Raw genomic sequence first — 14332 nt, 5'->3', positions numbered from 1 at the left:
GGGAGGGCGAAGCACCATCCCACGCTGGGCGCGGGATGGAATACAGCGGAATCAGACTTTTCTGACGAACTCGGATTTGAGTTTCATCGGGCCGATACCGTCGATCTTGCAGTCGATGTCGTGATCGCCATCGCACAGGCGGATGTTCTTGACCTTGGTGCCGACCTTGACCACCAGGGACGTGCCCTTGACCTTGAGGTCCTTGATCACGGTGATGGTATCGCCGTCCTGCAGGACATTGCCGACCGAATCCTTTTTGACGGTGTCATCGGACGTGGCTTCGGCTTCACCGCTGGCGGACCATTCGTGGGCGCACTCGGGGCAAATCAGCTGGGCGCCGTCTTCGTAGGTGTATTCGGAATTGCATTTCGGGCAGGGTGGCAACGTGCTCACTAAGGCTCCTTTGGATTCAGGATCGCTAAAAAGCGCACATTGTATAGGGTTTTAGGCGGGAGAGGGCACAGCGCAGGAAAACCTGTGGGGGAACAAACTCGTGGGAGCGAGCTTGCTTGCGATTCGGTACTTACATTCAACATTGTTGTTGTCTGAAAGGACGCTATCGCGAGCAAGCTCGCTCACAGTGTTTTGCAGTGGTGTCAGTGCGTGCGGGCGACCGCAAACTCACTCAGCTCGACCAGGGCATCGCGGTACTCGCTGGCAGGCAGCGCCTCGAGGCATTTGATCGCGCGGGCCACGTAATCGCGGGCCAGTTGCGCGGTGTATTCCAGGGAGCCTGAGGCTTCCACCGCTTCGCGGATGCTTTCCAGGTCTTCGATACCGCCTTTCTGGATCGCCTTGCGCACGAGTGCCGCCTGTTCCGGCGTGCCTTCGCGCATGGTGTAGATCAGTGGCAGGGTCGGCTTGCCTTCGGCCAGATCGTCACCGACGTTCTTGCCCAGGGCTTCTGCATCGCCCTTGTAGTCCAGCAGGTCGTCGACCAGCTGGAAGGCTACCCCCAGGTGATCGCCGAACGTGCGCATGGCTTCGGCCTGCTCCGGCGTGGCTCCGCACAGGGCTGCGGCGCTGTGGGTCGAGGCCTCGAAGAGCATCGCGGTCTTGCCACGGATGACTTCCATGTAGATTTCTTCGGTGGTGCTGGCGTCACGGACCTTGGACAGCTGCAGCACTTCGCCTTCGGCGATGATGCGGGTGGCTTGCGAGAGGATCTTCATCACTGGCATGGAGCCCAGCTCGACCATCATTTCGAAGGAGCGCGAATACAGGAAGTCGCCCACCAGCACGCTGGGAGCATTGCCCCACATGGCGTTGGCGGTCGAGCGGCCACGGCGCATGCCGGACATGTCGACCACGTCGTCGTGCAGCAGGGTCGCGGTGTGCAGGAATTCGATGGTGGCTGCCAGCAGGCGCAGGTCATCGCCTTCGCGACCCAGGGCCTTGCCGCACAGCAGCACTAATAAAGGACGAAGGCGTTTGCCGCCGGCCGAGGTGATGTAATCGCCGATTTTCGATACCAGCGGCACTCGGGAAGTCAGCTGCTTCTTGATGATGCCGTCGACGGCGCTAAAATCGTCCGCCACCGCGCGGTAAAAAGCTTGGGGTTGCATCAGCGACAGTTGCTCCAGAAGGGTTGCGCGGCATGCTAGGACCCACGTCGGCAGGTGTCAAGGCGCGATGGACGGCCTATTGCAAGGCGCTCGTGCCTTGCGTACAATCGCGCACCCTGAACTTCCTGGGCAGCACCTGCCTTACGCAATTGCAATCGGGCCTTCCAGCCCTATGCAGCCATGCCAGCCAATACCTCTTCTTATAAAGAGCTGGGTGAGCAGGATTATCGGAGAAATACCATGTCTTATGCAGTAATCGTTACTGGCGGCAAGCAGTACAAAGTCGCCCCAGGTGAATACCTGAAGATCGAAAAACTGGAAGTCGCTACCGGCGAATCCGTTACCTTTGATCGCGTTCTGTTGGTTGCCAACGGTGACGACGTGAATATCGGCGCTCCAGTTGTTGCTGGCGCTACCGTTGTGGCTGAAGTGATCTCCCAAGGTCGTCACGATAAAGTCCGCATCATCAAGTTCCGTCGCCGTAAGCACCACATGAAGCGTATGGGCCACCGCCAGTGGTACACCGAGATCAAAATCACCGGTATTCAGGCTTAATTACAGCCTAATTCCTCACTAGGAGAATTGAACTCATGGCACACAAAAAAGCTGGTGGTAGTACCCGTAACGGTCGCGACTCAGAAGCCAAACGCCTTGGCGTGAAGATGTATGGCGGCCAGGCTATCAAAGCAGGCAACATCATCGTGCGTCAGCGCGGCACCCAATTCCACGCTGGCTACGGCGTTGGCATGGGTAAAGATCACACTCTCTTCGCTAAAGTCGAAGGCGTGATCAAGTTCGAAGTAAAAGGCGCCTTCGGTCGTCGTTACGTGAGCGTAGTCGCAGCTTAATTGCGCGATCGCTGGAAAAGCCCTGTCTCGCGACGGGGCTTTTTCGTTTGTGGGGTGAGTCTCTTGCAAAACTGTTTGTATGGGCTGCCGGCGCTGGTTTTTGCGGTCGTTGATTGAGGTCGCTGCGCTCATTTTTGCAAGAGTCTTATGTCTTAGTGTTTTTCGGCTCGTCCGTATGGCGAGAGGCGTTGTGTTATGAAGTTTGTTGATGAAGTATCGATTCGAGTAAAGGCCGGCGACGGCGGTAACGGTTGCATGAGTTTCCGGCGCGAAAAATTCATCGAGAACGGTGGTCCGAACGGTGGTGATGGTGGTGATGGCGGCTCGGTCTACATGATCGCCGACGAAAACCTCAATACCCTGGTGGATTACCGTTATACCCGGCACTTCGATGCCGAGCGTGGCTCCAACGGCGGCAGCACCGATTGCACCGGCAAGAAGGGTGAGGATCTGGTTCTGCGCGTACCGGTCGGCACCACCGTGATCGATTCCGCAACCCAGGAAGTGATTGGCGATCTGACCAAGGCTGGCCAGAAGTTGCTGGTGGCCCATGGCGGCTGGCACGGTCTGGGTAACACGCGCTTCAAGTCCAGTACCAACCGTGCGCCACGCCAGACGACGCCGGGCAAGCCGGGCGAGCAGCGTGATCTCAAGCTGGAAATGAAAGTGCTGGCGGACGTGGGGCTGCTGGGCTTGCCGAACGCTGGCAAAAGTACCTTTATCCGTTCGGTCTCGGCGGCCAAGCCGAAAGTTGCCGACTACCCGTTCACCACGCTGGTGCCAAACCTCGGTGTGGTCAGTGTTGACCGCTGGAAGAGCTTCGTGGTCGCGGACATTCCGGGTCTGATCGAAGGTGCTTCCGACGGTGCTGGTCTGGGGATTCGCTTCCTCAAGCACTTGTCGCGTACCCGTTTGTTGCTGCACCTCGTCGATATGGCGCCGCTGGATGACACCAGTGCTCCAGACGCCGCTGAAGTCATCGTCAACGAGTTGACCAAGTTCAGCCCGTCCCTGGCAGAGCGTGATCGTTGGTTGATCCTGAACAAGTGCGACCAGATTCTTGAAGAAGAGCATGATGCGCGCGTCAAGGAAATCGTTGATCGCCTGGAGTGGACCGGTCCGGTCTATGTGATCTCGGCCATCGCCAAGCAAAACACCGAGCGCTTGTGCCACGACATCATGCGTTATCTGGAGGATCGTGCTGATCGTCTGGCTAACGATCCGGCCTACAAGGAAGAGTTGGCCGACCTCGATCAGCGCATCGAAGATGAGGCGCGTGCCCAGTTGCAAGCGCTGGACGATCAGCGTGCCCTGCGTCGTAGCGGCGTGAAGTCGGTCCACGACATCGGCGACGATGATTGGGATGAAGAAGACGTGGATGACGAAGACGGTCCGGAAATCATTTACGTGCGTGACTGATCCGTTGCGATAAACTTAAGCGCCGCTCAATTGAGCGGCGTTTTGGTATCTGGAAATCAGTTGGTCGCGAATAGCCACGAATAACGTCATGGGCAGTGCCAGGTCGCGCTGCCCTCAAGCTAAGGTTGAAGATGATGCGGAGCAAGGTGACAGGTGCGCGGCGTTGGGTCGTGAAGATCGGCAGCGCTTTGCTGACGGCGGACGGCAAGGGCCTGGATCGCGCGGCAATGGGTGTCTGGGTTGAGCAGATGGTGGCCTTGCATGAGGCTGGAGTCGAGCTGGTGCTGGTGTCCTCCGGGGCCGTGGCGGCCGGCATGAGCCGTCTGGGCTGGACGGCGCGACCCAGTGCAATGCACGAGCTACAGGCCGCCGCTGCAATCGGCCAGATGGGGCTGGTGCAGGCCTGGGAATCGAGCTTCGCCGAGCATGGTCGGCACACTGCGCAGATTCTCCTGACCCACGACGACCTGTCCGACCGCAAGCGCTACCTGAATGCCCGCAGTACCTTGCGTGCGCTGGTGGAGCTGAAGGTTATTCCGGTGATCAACGAGAACGACACCGTGGTGACCGACGAAATCCGTTTCGGCGACAACGATACGTTGGCGGCGCTGGTGGCCAACCTGGTCGAGGCGGATCTGCTGGTGATCCTGACCGATCGCGATGGCATGTTTGACGCCGACCCGCGCAACAATCCCGATGCCCAGTTGATTTACGAGGCGCGTGCCGATGATCCGGCGCTCGATGCAGTGGCGGGTGGTACCGGTGGTGCGCTGGGGCGCGGCGGCATGCAGACCAAATTGCGCGCGGCGCGTCTGGCGGCGCGTTCCGGTGCCCATACGATCATCGTTGGCGGGCGCCTTGAGCGCGTGCTGGATCGCCTGAAGGCGGGTGAGCGCATCGGTACCTTGCTCTCGCCTGAGCGCGGTATGCTGGCGGCGCGCAAGCAGTGGCTGGCCGGGCATCTGCAGACCCGTGGCACATTGGTGTTGGATGAAGGGGCGGTGACGGCTCTGTCCCAGGGCAACAAAAGCTTGCTGCCAGTCGGGGTCAAGCTGGTTCAGGGCAGCTTCCGTCGCGGCGAGATGGTGGTGTGCGTGGCGCCGGACGGTCGTGAAATCGCTCGTGGCCTGGCCAACTACAGTGCACTGGAAGCACAAAAAATCATCGGTCAGTCGTCCGAGGCGATTGTCGGTCTATTGGGTTACATGGCGGAGCCGGAGCTGGTTCACCGCGATAACCTGATTCTGGTCTGAAGGAATACCTGAATGCGCGTGGCAAAAGGATTGTTGGGATTGTTGTTGGCGATGCCATTATTGGCTTCGGCCGAGGAAATCGGTCAGGTGTCGACGGTGTTCAAGTTCGTAGGGCCCAATGACCGGATTGTGGTCGAGGCATTTGATGATCCCAAGGTCGATGGTGTCACCTGCTACTTGTCCCGTGCCAAGACTGGCGGTGTGAAAGGCGGTCTTGGATTGGCCGAGGATCGCGCCGAGGCTTCGATTGCGTGTCGGCAGGTCGGGCCGATCAGCTTCAAAGGTGAGTTGAAGGATGGCGATGAGGTCTTTAAGGAGCGCACTTCGCTGGTCTTCAAGACCATGCAGGTGGTGCGTTTCCTCGACAAGAAGCGCAATACGCTGGTGTATCTGGTGTACAGCGACCGCTTGATCGAGGGTAGTCCGCAGAATGCCGTCACAGCGATTCCGATTCTTCCTTGGGCGCACGCCCAGTAATTCCACGCAAATCAAACTGTGGGGGCGGGCAAGTCCGCTCCTGCATTTTTTAAAGCGTCGAATTCATCAAATCGCAGACAATAAAAAACCGACCCTGAGGTCGGTTTTTTAATGAGCGTGTCGCTTAGGCAGCAGCGGCAACGTTCAGGGCCTTGACGTGGCCATTCAGGCGGCTCTTATGACGAGCAGCCTTGTTCTTGTGGATGATGCCTTTATCGGCCATGCGGTCGATAACTGGCACAGCCAGAACGTAAGCAGCTTGTGCTTTAGCAGCGTCTTTTGCGTCGATGGCCTTAACTACATTCTTGATGTAGGTACGAACCATGGAACGCAGGCTGGCGTTGTGGCTGCGACGCTTCTCAGCCTGTTTTGCACGTTTTTTGGCGGAAGGTGAGTTGGCCACCGTCGAGCTCCTCGAAAGACTTTTTAGGAAATAGCAAACAAAATAGGCCGCGAATCATGCCGATGAAGAGAAGTCTTGTCAAGGGCGCTTGAAACGTTCCGCTAAGTGGTAGGTATGAAGTGGCGGGATATTTATTTCCGGCGCTTGACCTGTAAACTCGCGAGCTTTGGCTCTGTGCTGTTGCGGCGCGGAGTATCGCATAAGTAGGCGCGTAGTTCGCCTGCTGTTTATCGACAGGCACAAACTCTTTCAATGAATCTGCTCAAATCGTTGGCCGCCGTCAGCTCTATCACGATGCTTTCCCGGATCCTGGGCTTCGTTCGTGACACCCTCATTGCACGTATTTTTGGCGCGGGAATGGCGACCGACGCCTTCTTCATTGCCTTCAAATTGCCCAATCTGTTGCGGCGTATCTTCGCGGAGGGCGCGTTCTCCCAGGCTTTTGTGCCGATTCTTGCCGAATATAAAAGCCAGAAGGGCGAGGAGGCGACGCGAACGTTCATTGCTTACGTCTCGGGTCTGCTGACGCTGGTGCTGGCCCTGGTGACCGCGTTGGGGATGATTGCCGCGCCGTGGGTCATCTGGGTGACTGCGCCGGGTTTTACCAATACGCCGGAAAAATTCGAGCTGACTTCCAGTCTGCTGCGGGTGACCTTTCCCTACATTTTGCTGATTTCCCTGTCCTCGCTGGCGGGCGCGATCCTCAACACCTGGAACCGCTTTTCGGTGCCGGCCTTTGTGCCGACCCTGCTGAACGTCAGCATGATCATCTTTGCGGTGTTCCTGACGCCGTACTTCGATCCGCCGGTAATGGCGCTCGGCTGGGCGGTACTGGCCGGGGGGCTGGCGCAGTTGCTGTATCAACTGCCGCACCTGAAAAAAATCGGAATGCTGGTGCTGCCGCGCCTGAATCTGCGTGATACCGGCGTCTGGCGAGTCATGAAACAGATGCTGCCGGCGATTCTCGGGGTGTCCGTGAGTCAGATCTCGCTGATCATCAACACCATTTTTGCTTCGTTCCTGGTCGCCGGTTCCGTGTCCTGGATGTACTACGCCGACCGTTTGATGGAGTTGCCCTCCGGCGTGCTGGGCGTGGCATTGGGTACGATTCTGCTGCCGACCCTGGCCAAGACCTACGCCAACAAGGATCGCCATGAATATTCGCGAATCCTCGACTGGGGCCTGCGCCTGTGCTTCGTGTTGGTGCTGCCTTGCTCCCTGGCGTTGGGGATTCTGGCCGAGCCGTTGACGGTTTCACTGTTCCAGTACGGTCAATTCAATGCGTTTGATGCTGCCATGACCCAGCGCGCGCTGATCGCCTATTCGGTCGGGTTGCTCGGCATTATTGTGATTAAAGTGCTGGCGCCGGGCTTTTATGCGCAACAGAACATCCGCACGCCGGTAAAGATCGCAATTTTTACCCTGATCGTCACTCAGCTGTTCAACCTCATGCTGATCGGTCCGTTGGCTCACGCTGGTCTCGCGCTCGCCATCAGTGCCGGTGCCTGTATCAATGCCGGGCTGTTGTTCTATCAACTGCGCAAGCAGCAGATGTACCAGCCGCAACCGGGCTGGGCCAAGTTCGGCCTGAAGCTGGTGATCGCGGTGGCGGTGATGTCAGGGGTGCTGTTGGGGGCGATGCACTTCATGCCGGCCTGGGATCAAGGGCATATGCTCGAACGGTTCCTGCGTCTGGGGGTATTGGTGGTCGCCGGTGTGGTGGCGTATTTCGGCATGTTAGTGTTGATGGGTTTCCGTTTGCGTGACTTCAATCGCAAGGCATTGGGCTGAAGCCAAGGCCTCGGTAAACACGGGCGGGCCGGCGTTTTTGTCGGCTTGATCACTTTGGGATACGGTGTTGCCTGTCGTCGGCCGCCGGGTGTGGTTATAATCGACCACTTTATGAGCAAGAAGCGCGTTATGCAGCTGGTTCGAGGCCTCCACAATCTGCGCCCCCAGCATCGGGGCTGTGTCGCCACTATAGGCAACTTTGACGGTGTACATCGTGGTCACCAGGCTATCCTGGCGCGACTGCGTGAGCGTGCGCTGGAGTTGGGCGTGCCCAGCTGCGTGGTGATTTTCGAGCCGCAGCCGCGCGAGTTTTTCGCGCCGGATACGGCGCCGGCCCGTCTGGCCCGTCTGCGCGACAAACTGCAACTGCTCGCTGCCGAAGGCGTTGACCGGGTCTTGTGTCTCGCCTTCAACCAGCGTCTGAGCAAGCTCAGCGCCAGCGAGTTCGTCGACACCATTCTGGTGGATGGCCTGGGCGTGCAGCATCTTGAAGTCGGCGACGACTTCCGTTTCGGCTGTGACCGGGTAGGCGACTTCGATTTCCTGCAACAGGCCGGCGTCATGCAGGGTTTTACCGTCGAAGCGGCGCAGACTGTCGAGCTTGACGGTATCCGGGTCAGCAGCACACAGGTGCGTAATGCGCTGGCTGCTGCTGATTTTGCCCTTGCCGAACGTCTGCTCGGTCGCCCGTACCGGATTGCCGGTCGCGTGCTGCATGGCCAGAAACTGGCGCGTCAGTTGGGTACGCCAACGGCCAACATTCAACTCAAGCGCCGTCGCGTGCCGTTTACCGGGGTCTACCTGGTCAGCGTCGATCTCGACGGCAAGACCTGGCCCGGCGTCGCCAACATCGGCGTTCGACCTACGGTCCAGGGAGATGGCAAAGCCCACCTCGAAGTACATCTTTTAGATTTTGCCGGCGATCTGTATGACCGGCGTATGACGGTGGTTTTCCACCAAAAGCTGCGTGAAGAGCAGCGTTTCGCCTCTCTGGAGGCGCTTAAGACGGCGATCAATGCGGATGTCGCCGCCGCCCGTGCCCTTTCGCACCTAGCGCCAATCGCTAATGAAGAGCCTTAAATGACCGACTATAAAGCCACGCTAAACCTTCCGGACACCGCCTTCCCAATGAAGGCCGGCCTGCCACAGCGCGAACCGCAGATTCTGCAGCGCTGGGACAGTATTGGCCTGTACGGAAAGTTGCGCGAGATTGGCAAGGATCGTCCGAAGTTCGTACTGCACGACGGTCCTCCGTACGCCAACGGCACGATTCACATCGGTCATGCGCTGAACAAGATTCTCAAGGACATGATCATCCGTTCGAAGACCCTGTCGGGCTTCGACGCGCCTTATGTTCCGGGCTGGGACTGCCACGGTCTGCCGATCGAGCACAAAGTCGAAGTGACCCACGGCAAGAACCTGGGCGCGGACAAGACCCGCGAACTCTGCCGTGCCTACGCCACCGAGCAGATCGAAGGCCAGAAATCCGAATTCATCCGTCTGGGCGTGTTGGGCGATTTCGCCAACCCGTACAAGACCATGGACTTCAAGAACGAGGCTGGTGAAATCCGTGCCCTGGCTGAAATCGTCAAGGGCGGTTTCGTGTTCAAGGGCCTCAAGCCTGTGAACTGGTGCTTTGATTGCGGCTCGGCCCTGGCCGAAGCGGAAGTCGAGTACGAGAACAAGAAGTCCTCGACCATCGACGTGGCCTTCCCGATTGCCGATGAAGCCAGGCTGGCTGCCGCGTTCGGTCTGTCATCGATGGCCAAACCGGCTTCGATCGTGATCTGGACCACCACCCCGTGGACCATTCCAGCCAACCAGGCACTGAACGTTCACCCGGAATTCAACTACGCCCTGGTCGACGTCGGCGACAAATTGCTGGTGCTGGCTGAAGAGCTGGTCGAGTCGTGCCTGGCGCGCTACTCGCTGGAAGGCTCGGTGATTGCCACCGCCACCGGTTCCGCCCTTGAGCTGATCAACTTCCGTCACCCGTTCTACGACCGCCTGTCGCCGGTTTATCTGGCCGAGTACGTGGAATTGGGCGCCGGCACCGGCGTGGTTCACTCCGCACCGGCCTACGGCGTCGACGACTTCGTGACCTGCAAGAAATACGGCATGGTCAACGACGACATCCTCAACCCGGTACAAAGCAACGGCGTCTACGCGACTTCGCTGGAGTTCTTCGGCGGCCAGTTCATCTGGAAGGCCAACCCGGCCATCGTCGACAAGCTGACCGAAGTCGGTGCGCTGCTGCACACCACTGTTATCGAACACAGCTACATGCACTGCTGGCGCCACAAGACCCCGCTGATCTACCGCGCCACCGCGCAGTGGTTCATCGGCATGGACAAGCAGCCGGCCACCGGCGATACCCTGCGCCAGCGCTCGCTCAAAGCCATTGAAGACACCAAGTTCGTTCCGGCCTGGGGTCAGGCGCGCCTGCACTCGATGATCGCCAACCGTCCGGACTGGTGTATCTCCCGTCAGCGCAACTGGGGCGTGCCGATCCCGTTCTTCCTGAACAAGGAAAGCGGTGAGTTGCACCCACGTACCGTCGAACTGATGGAAGAAGTCGCCAAACGCGTCGAAGTCGAAGGCATCGAGGCCTGGTTCAAGCTGGACGCCGCCGAGTTGCTCGGTGACGAAGCGCCGCAGTACGACAAGATCAGCGACACCCTGGACGTCTGGTTCGACTCGGGCACCACCCATTGGCACGTCCTGCGCGGTTCGCACCCGATGGGCCATGAAAACGGTCCACGCGCCGACCTGTACCTGGAAGGTTCGGACCAGCACCGCGGCTGGTTTCACTCGTCGCTGCTGACCGGTTGCGCCATCGATAACCACGCGCCGTACCGCGAGCTGCTGACCCACGGTTTCACCGTCGACGAGTCCGGTCGCAAAATGTCCAAGTCCCTGGGCAACGTGATCGCACCGCAGAAAGTCAACGACACCTTGGGCGCCGACATCATGCGTCTGTGGGTTGCGTCTACCGATTACTCGGGCGAAATGGCGGTTTCCGAGCAGATCCTGCAGCGCAGTGCGGACGCCTACCGGCGTATTCGTAACACCGCGCGTTTCCTGCTCTCGAACCTGACCGGCTTCAACCCGGCCACCGACCTGCTGCCAGCCGAAGAAATGCTGGCCCTGGACCGTTGGGCCGTGGATCGCACCTTGCTGCTGCAGCGTGAGTTGCAAGAGCACTACGGCGAATACCGCTTCTGGAACGTCTACTCCAAGATCCACAACTTCTGCGTGCAGGAGCTGGGCGGTTTCTACCTGGACATCATCAAGGACCGCCAGTACACCACAGGCGCCGACAGCAAGGCCCGTCGTTCGTGCCAGACCGCGCTGTTCCACATCTCTGAAGCGCTGGTGCGCTGGATCGCGCCGATCCTGGCGTTCACCGCTGACGAACTGTGGCAATACCTGCCGGGTGAGCGCAACGAATCGGTAATGCTCAATACCTGGTACGAAGGCCTGAGCGAACTGCCGGAAGGTTTCGAGCTCGGTCGCGCCTACTGGGATCGCATCATGGAAGTGAAGGTTGCGGTCAACAAAGAGATGGAAATCCAGCGTGCGGCGAAAGCCGTTGGTGGCAACCTGCAGGCCGAAGTGACGCTGTTCGCCGAAGACGCACTAAGCGCTGACCTGGCCAAATTGAGCAATGAACTGCGTTTCGTACTGATCACCTCCACCGCCAGCGTCGCACCGTTCGTGCAGGCTCCGGCCGATGCCGTAGTCACCGAAGTGAGCGGCTTGAAGTTGAAAATCGTCAAGTCGGCCTTCGCCAAGTGCGCCCGTTGCTGGCACTGCCGTGAAGACGTCGGCGTGAATCCGGAGCATCCGGAGATCTGCGGTCGTTGCGTCGACAACATCAGCGGCGCTGGCGAGGTTCGCCACTATGCCTAATGCCGTTGGCCGTTTCGGACGGCTGAGCTGGCTCTGGTTGAGTTTGCTGGTCCTGGTCATCGACCAGGCCAGCAAGTTCTACTTTGAAGGCAAGCTTGCGATGTACCAGCAAATCGTGGTGATCCCCGATTACTTCAGCTGGACCTTGGCCTACAACACTGGCGCGGCGTTCAGCTTCCTGGCTGACAGCTCCGGTTGGCAGCGCTGGCTGTTTGCATTGATCGCTGTGGTGGTCAGTGCGGTGCTGGTGGTCTGGCTCAAACGCCTGGGACGTAACGAAACCTGGCTGGCCATCGCCCTGGCGCTGGTGCTCGGTGGTGCGTTGGGCAATCTGTATGACCGCATTGCCCTGGGGCATGTGATCGATTTCATCCTGGTGCATTGGCAGAACCGCTGGTATTTCCCGGCGTTCAACTTTGCCGACAGTGCAATTACCGTCGGTGCCGTGATGCTGGCACTGGATATGTTCAAAAGTAAGAAGACCGGAGAAGCCGTTCATGACTGAACAGGTATTGGCTGAGCAACGCATCGGCCAGAACACGGAAGTCACCTTGCATTTCGCATTGCGCCTGGAGAATGGCGATACGGTGGACAGCACCTTCGATAAGGCCCCGGCGACCTTCAAGGTCGGTGACGGCAACCTGTTGCCAGGTTTCGAGGCGGCATTGTTCGGTTTTAAGGCAGGCGACAAGCGTAATCTGAGCATCGAGCCGGAAAACGCCTTTGGCCAGCCCAATCCGCAAAACGTACAGGTCATTCCGCGCTCGCAGTTCCAGGACATGGAGCTGTCTCCAGGCTTGCTGGTGATCTTCAACGATGCGGCCAATACTGAATTGCCAGGTGTGGTGAAAGAGTTCGACGACACGCAAGTGACCATCGACTTCAATCACCCGCTGGCAGGCAAGACGCTGACCTTTGACGTGGAAATCATTTCCGTCAAAGCGCTCTGAGGCATTACGGGGCGACTCCAGTTGCCACCGGAACCTGTGGGAGCGAGCTTGCTCGCGATGAGTGCCTGACATTCCGCCATCGCGGGCAAGCCCGCTCCCACAGTTTGTTTATCATTGTTTTCGCGCGTAAGACACGAGGCACAGCATGCAAATCAAACTCGCCAACCCCCGTGGCTTCTGCGCCGGTGTGGACCGCGCGATCGAAATCGTCAACCGCGCACTGGAAGTCTTCGGTCCGCCGATCTACGTGCGCCACGAAGTGGTCCATAACAAGTTCGTCGTCGAAGACCTGCGCGCGCGCGGGGCGATTTTCGTCGAGGAACTGGATCAGGTGCCGGACGATGTGATCGTGATCTTCAGTGCCCATGGTGTTTCCCAAGCCGTTCGCACTGAAGCGGCCGGCCGGGGCCTGAAAGTGTTCGACGCCACCTGCCCACTGGTGACCAAGGTGCATATCGAAGTGGCGCGCTATAGCCGCGACGGTCGCGAATGCATTCTCATCGGCCACGCCGGCCACCCGGAAGTCGAAGGCACCATGGGGCAATACGACGCCAGCAATGGTGGTGCGATCTATCTGGTCGAAGATGAAAAGGACGTCGCCGAACTGCAAGTGCGCAACCCCGAGAAACTGGCATTCGTCACCCAGACGACCCTGTCCATGGACGATACCAGTCGTGTCATCGACGCTCTGCGTAAGCGTTTCCCGGCCATCGGTGGCCCTCGCAAGGACGACATCTGCTACGCCACGCAAAACCGTCAGGATGCGGTCAAGCAACTGGCCGACGAATGCGATGTCGTGTTGGTGGTTGGCAGTCCCAACAGCTCCAACTCCAATCGCCTGCGTGAACTCGCCGAACGCATGGCGACCCCGGCTTACCTGATTGATGGTGCTGAAGACCTGCAAAAAAGCTGGTTTGACGGCGTCGAGCGCATCGGCATCACGGCCGGTGCTTCTGCACCGGAAGTCCTGGTGCGTGGCGTGATCCAGCAGTTGCAAGCCTGGGGGGCTACCGGTGCTGATGAACTGGCCGGTCGCGAGGAGAACATCACGTTCTCCATGCCTAAAGAGTTACGCGTTCGTTCCCTGCTCTGATTCCGCTCCCTCCTGCGCATAATGCCTGTTCAGCTTTTTCGCTGCGCAGGCTGACGCGGCCGCTGGACGCCAGCACCACCTGGTGCCGGCTCATCGGTTCGCGGCTGGCACAGACGTGTAATGTCCCCGATTGCAAACCTTTTTTCACCGGTTCGCCCAAATGGCTGAAGCGAATCGACGTCCTGAGATGTTGATTGCCGAACACCGGCACTCGCGTGCCGCTGCGATGCTCCATCAGTAGCGGATTACTGCTGTCCTCATGCCCCTTGCCGCTGACATCCAGAACGATTCGCCAGCCCTGGCTCCAGTCATCGTTTATGCCGTGAATGACGACAGACTGGTTTCGTGTGATCGCAGCAACTCTTGCGCTACGCATGCCGCTGGCAAGTGACTTCGCTGCCTCCTCGCGATAGGCCGATTCTGACAGTGCCGCAAACGCCGGACTGACCAGGTGCAGAACAATCCCGACAATTGTCAGTCCCATGAGCAGTTCGATCAGGCTGAAACCGCGCTGATGCATGACATCTCCCTCCCTGAAGTTTTCTCACCCGAGCGATCCGTGCGCGGGCGATGGCAGTGCAACCGGGTTTTGGCGGTCGCATGTTCTGGCGAGCAATTGCA

16 protein-coding genes are annotated in these 14332 nt (G+C 58.9%); 11 read left to right on the top strand and 5 right to left on the bottom strand.

The annotated features are described in order from the left end of the window. Positions 1–51 precede the first annotated feature (51 nt). Positions 52–393, bottom strand: a complete 342-nt coding sequence (locus ACVWYU_RS10235; protein WP_090325292.1) for a zinc ribbon domain-containing protein YjdM — start codon at positions 391–393, stop codon at positions 52–54. Positions 394–596: 203 nt separating this feature from the next. Beyond that, positions 597–1565, bottom strand: coding sequence for a polyprenyl synthetase family protein (locus ACVWYU_RS10230; RefSeq protein ID WP_090325291.1), 969 nt, complete (start codon positions 1563–1565; stop codon positions 597–599). A gap of 240 nt (positions 1566–1805) precedes the next feature. Here ACVWYU_RS10230 and rplU point away from each other — a divergent pair, with 240 nt between their 5' ends. From rplU to ACVWYU_RS10205, 5 genes are all read left to right on the top strand, one after another. Next, on the top strand, positions 1806–2120 hold the full coding sequence (rplU, locus tag ACVWYU_RS10225) for a 50S ribosomal protein L21 (protein ID WP_007950961.1): 315 nt from the start codon (positions 1806–1808) through the stop codon (positions 2118–2120). Positions 2121–2155: 35 nt separating this feature from the next. Beyond that, positions 2156–2413 carry a 50S ribosomal protein L27 gene (gene rpmA / locus ACVWYU_RS10220; RefSeq protein ID WP_003281574.1) on the top strand — a complete coding sequence of 86 codons (258 nt, stop codon included), beginning with the start codon at positions 2156–2158 and terminating at the stop codon, positions 2411–2413. A gap of 195 nt (positions 2414–2608) precedes the next feature. Then, entirely contained in the window at positions 2609–3832 is a 1224-nt protein-coding gene (gene cgtA, locus ACVWYU_RS10215) for an Obg family GTPase CgtA (RefSeq protein ID WP_077047081.1), read from the top strand. Between the two features lie 134 nt (positions 3833–3966). Further along, on the top strand, positions 3967–5085 hold the full coding sequence (gene proB, locus ACVWYU_RS10210) for a glutamate 5-kinase (protein WP_090325289.1): 1119 nt from the start codon (positions 3967–3969) through the stop codon (positions 5083–5085). A gap of 12 nt (positions 5086–5097) precedes the next feature. Then, positions 5098–5562 carry a CreA family protein gene (locus ACVWYU_RS10205; protein WP_008022496.1) on the top strand — a complete coding sequence of 155 codons (465 nt, stop codon included), beginning with the start codon at positions 5098–5100 and terminating at the stop codon, positions 5560–5562. Positions 5563–5686: 124 nt separating this feature from the next. On the opposite strand, the gene rpsT is transcribed toward ACVWYU_RS10205, so the two are convergent. Then, the gene (gene rpsT, locus ACVWYU_RS10200; protein WP_007970922.1) at positions 5687–5965 is read right to left on the bottom strand and encodes a 30S ribosomal protein S20; all 279 of its coding nucleotides are present in this window, start codon (positions 5963–5965) and stop codon (positions 5687–5689) included. Between the two features lie 252 nt (positions 5966–6217). On the opposite strand from rpsT, the gene murJ reads away from it, so the two are divergent. Then, positions 6218–7756, top strand: a complete 1539-nt coding sequence (gene murJ, locus ACVWYU_RS10195; RefSeq protein WP_457372631.1) for a murein biosynthesis integral membrane protein MurJ — start codon at positions 6218–6220, stop codon at positions 7754–7756. Here the strand turns inward: murJ and ACVWYU_RS10190 are convergent. Further along, positions 7703–7969, bottom strand: coding sequence for a hypothetical protein (locus ACVWYU_RS10190; RefSeq protein ID WP_457372713.1), 267 nt, complete (start codon positions 7967–7969; stop codon positions 7703–7705). The genes murJ and ACVWYU_RS10190 overlap by 54 nt on opposite strands. Here ACVWYU_RS10190 and ribF point away from each other — a divergent pair. The 5 genes from ribF to ispH all read left to right on the top strand — a co-directional run bounded on the left by ribF (position 7886) and on the right by ispH (position 13711). Further along, positions 7886–8836 (top strand): bifunctional riboflavin kinase/FAD synthetase, encoded by a 951-nt coding sequence (gene ribF / locus ACVWYU_RS10185; protein ID WP_008058292.1) that lies wholly within the window; start codon positions 7886–7888, stop codon positions 8834–8836. The genes ACVWYU_RS10190 and ribF overlap by 84 nt on opposite strands. Continuing rightward, on the top strand, positions 8837–11668 hold the full coding sequence (gene ileS / locus ACVWYU_RS10180) for an isoleucine--tRNA ligase (protein ID WP_457372630.1): 2832 nt from the start codon (positions 8837–8839) through the stop codon (positions 11666–11668). After that, positions 11661–12173 (top strand): signal peptidase II, encoded by a 513-nt coding sequence (lspA, locus tag ACVWYU_RS10175; RefSeq protein WP_090325278.1) that lies wholly within the window; start codon positions 11661–11663, stop codon positions 12171–12173. The genes ileS and lspA overlap by 8 nt, the downstream gene beginning before the upstream one ends. Positions 12174–12180: 7 nt before the next feature. Next, positions 12181–12618, top strand: a complete 438-nt coding sequence (gene fkpB / locus ACVWYU_RS10170; protein ID WP_174552507.1) for an FKBP-type peptidyl-prolyl cis-trans isomerase — start codon at positions 12181–12183, stop codon at positions 12616–12618. A gap of 145 nt (positions 12619–12763) precedes the next feature. Further along, the gene (gene ispH / locus ACVWYU_RS10165; RefSeq protein WP_090325275.1) at positions 12764–13711 is read left to right on the top strand and encodes a 4-hydroxy-3-methylbut-2-enyl diphosphate reductase; all 948 of its coding nucleotides are present in this window, start codon (positions 12764–12766) and stop codon (positions 13709–13711) included. On the opposite strand, the gene ACVWYU_RS10160 is transcribed toward ispH, so the two are convergent. Beyond that, entirely contained in the window at positions 13680–14231 is a 552-nt protein-coding gene (locus tag ACVWYU_RS10160) for a GspH/FimT family pseudopilin (RefSeq protein ID WP_457372629.1), read from the bottom strand. The genes ispH and ACVWYU_RS10160 overlap by 32 nt on opposite strands. Positions 14232–14332 lie beyond the last annotated feature (101 nt).

It is taken from the genome of Pseudomonas sp. TE12234 (assembly GCF_054061835.1).
Note: the sequence above shows the minus strand (reverse complement) of the source record. Positions and strands in the feature narration are given on the sequence as shown.

Coding starts and splice junctions, on each gene's coding strand:
- ACVWYU_RS10230 (WP_090325291.1), bottom strand. CDS start 1,565: ATGCAACCCCAAGCTTTTTACCGCGCGGTGGCGGACGATTTTAGCGCC.
- rplU (WP_007950961.1), top strand. CDS start 1,806: ATGTCTTATGCAGTAATCGTTACTGGCGGCAAGCAGTACAAAGTCGCC.
- rpmA (WP_003281574.1), top strand. CDS start 2,156: ATGGCACACAAAAAAGCTGGTGGTAGTACCCGTAACGGTCGCGACTCA.
- cgtA (WP_077047081.1), top strand. CDS start 2,609: ATGAAGTTTGTTGATGAAGTATCGATTCGAGTAAAGGCCGGCGACGGC.
- proB (WP_090325289.1), top strand. CDS start 3,967: ATGCGGAGCAAGGTGACAGGTGCGCGGCGTTGGGTCGTGAAGATCGGC.
- ACVWYU_RS10205 (WP_008022496.1), top strand. CDS start 5,098: ATGCGCGTGGCAAAAGGATTGTTGGGATTGTTGTTGGCGATGCCATTA.
- murJ (WP_457372631.1), top strand. CDS start 6,218: ATGAATCTGCTCAAATCGTTGGCCGCCGTCAGCTCTATCACGATGCTT.
- ribF (WP_008058292.1), top strand. CDS start 7,886: ATGCAGCTGGTTCGAGGCCTCCACAATCTGCGCCCCCAGCATCGGGGC.
- ACVWYU_RS10190 (WP_457372713.1), bottom strand. CDS start 7,969: ATGTACACCGTCAAAGTTGCCTATAGTGGCGACACAGCCCCGATGCTG.
- ileS (WP_457372630.1), top strand. CDS start 8,837: ATGACCGACTATAAAGCCACGCTAAACCTTCCGGACACCGCCTTCCCA.
- lspA (WP_090325278.1), top strand. CDS start 11,661: ATGCCTAATGCCGTTGGCCGTTTCGGACGGCTGAGCTGGCTCTGGTTG.
- ispH (WP_090325275.1), top strand. CDS start 12,764: ATGCAAATCAAACTCGCCAACCCCCGTGGCTTCTGCGCCGGTGTGGAC.
- ACVWYU_RS10160 (WP_457372629.1), bottom strand. CDS start 14,231: ATGCATCAGCGCGGTTTCAGCCTGATCGAACTGCTCATGGGACTGACA.